The 1,452-nt window shown below is 79.0% G+C and carries 3 protein-coding genes; all 3 read right to left on the reverse strand.

Annotation, left to right across the window (positions count from 1 at the left end; all coding sequences use genetic code 11):
* Positions 1-292: glycosyltransferase family 9 protein (locus HGCM_RS20450; protein ID WP_040399057.1), on the reverse strand; the 292-nt coding region annotated here is incomplete at its 3' end.
* Positions 283-990: an SDR family oxidoreductase gene (locus tag HGCM_RS10290; RefSeq protein ID WP_019136756.1), complete on the reverse strand. Its 708-nt coding sequence runs from the start codon at positions 988-990 to the stop codon at positions 283-285. The genes HGCM_RS20450 and HGCM_RS10290, both read right to left, overlap by 10 nt.
* A gap of 15 nt (positions 991-1,005) precedes the next feature.
* The coding region (locus HGCM_RS17960; RefSeq protein WP_019136757.1) for an adenylyltransferase/cytidyltransferase family protein at positions 1,006-1,452 on the reverse strand (447 nt) is incomplete at its 5' end.

The following is a 1,452-nucleotide window of genomic DNA, read 5'->3' on the forward strand; positions in this document are numbered from 1 at the left end:
GGTCGACGGCGACGTCGGGCGGGCCCGCCACCGGCAGCGGCGGGGGCGCCGCCAGGCCCTGGACCGGCAGCACCCGGTCGACCAGGCCGAGGTCGCGCAGCCACGTCCCGGGCGCGGCGGGGGCCGCGAGGGTCACCTCGGCGCCGGGCCACGCCCGTCGCACGCCCCGCAGCGCGGCGACCGCGGTGAGCAGGTCGCCGAGACCCAGCGCCCGCAGGACGAGCACCTCCCGGACGGGCTCGTCGGCCGTGCGCGCGGGAGCGGTCCCGGCCGGCGCGCCGGTCAGGGCCACGAGGCCTCGCCGGACGCCATGACGAGCAGCTCGCGGATCTCGCTGCCGACCGGCTGCCGCAGCGCCGCCAGCACCGCGGCCGCGGTGTGCGCCGGGTCGGCGAGGTCGGCGTCCGGCCCCGGCCGGTACTGCTCGGTCCGGCCGTCGAAGAACGGCGTGCGCATGCCGCCCGGCACGAGCAGCGTCACGCCGACACGGCCCGCCAGCTCGGCGGCCAGCGCCTGGGTGAACCCGCGCACGCCGAACTTCGACGCGCAGTACGCGGTCGCGTCGCCGGCCCCGCGCAGCGCGAGCGTCGAGGCGACCGTCACCACCGTGCCGCGCACGGCCAGCAGGTGGGGCAGGCACGCGCGGACCACCGCCACCGTCCCGAACAGGTTGACGCGCACGACCCGCTCCCACTCCTCGGTGCCGATGCGCTCGAGCGGCCCGCAGGCGTCGACGCCGGCGGCCGTCACCACCGCGGTGGGCGGCCCGACGAGCGCCACGAGCTGCTCGACGGCCGCGGGCACCGCCGCCGAGTCGGCGAGGTCGACCTCGACGCAGGGCGCGGTGGTGACGGGCTGCCGGTCGAGCACGCCCGCCGTCCCGCCGGCGTCCTGCACGGCGCGCACGACCGCCGCGCCGAGGCCGCTGGCGCCGCCGGTGACGAGCACGGTGCCGATCGGCCGGGGGGTCGCGGTGGTCGTGCTGCTCATGTCGTCTCCTCGGGGTCAGGCGGGGGTGGTGGTCGCGACGGTCGCGCGCGCGACGAGGTCGGTCGTGGACCAGCCGGCGACGAACGGGACGAGCACGACCCGGCCGCCGTACCCGCGCACGGCGTCCGCCTCGGGGAGGTGGGCGGTGTCGTAGTCGCCGCCCTTCGCCCAGACGTCCGGGCGCAGCTGCGCGAGCGAGGCACCGGGGTCGTCGTCGTCGAACAGGACGACCGCGTCCACGCAGTCGAGCGCCTCGAGCACGCGCCGTCGGGCGTCGGCCGGCACGACGGGGCGTCCGGCACCCTTGAGCCGCCGCACCGAGGCGTCGGAGTTGAGCAGGACGACGAGCGACGAGCCGAGCCGGCGCGCGGCCTCGAGCGTCGCCACGTGGCCGGCGTGGAGCAGGTCGAAGCAGCCGCCGCTCGCGACCACCGGGCCGCGGGCCCGCAGCCGCTCGCCCAG

The organism is Cellulomonas massiliensis JC225 (assembly GCF_000312005.1).
GTDB lineage: Bacteria > Actinomycetota > Actinomycetes > Actinomycetales > Cellulomonadaceae > Cellulomonas > Cellulomonas massiliensis.

Bases quoted from the DNA above. Each gene is read 5' to 3' on its own strand.
- HGCM_RS10290 (WP_019136756.1), bottom strand. From the start codon at position 990: ATGAGCAGCACGACCACCGCGACCCCCCGGCCGATCGGCACCGTGCTC.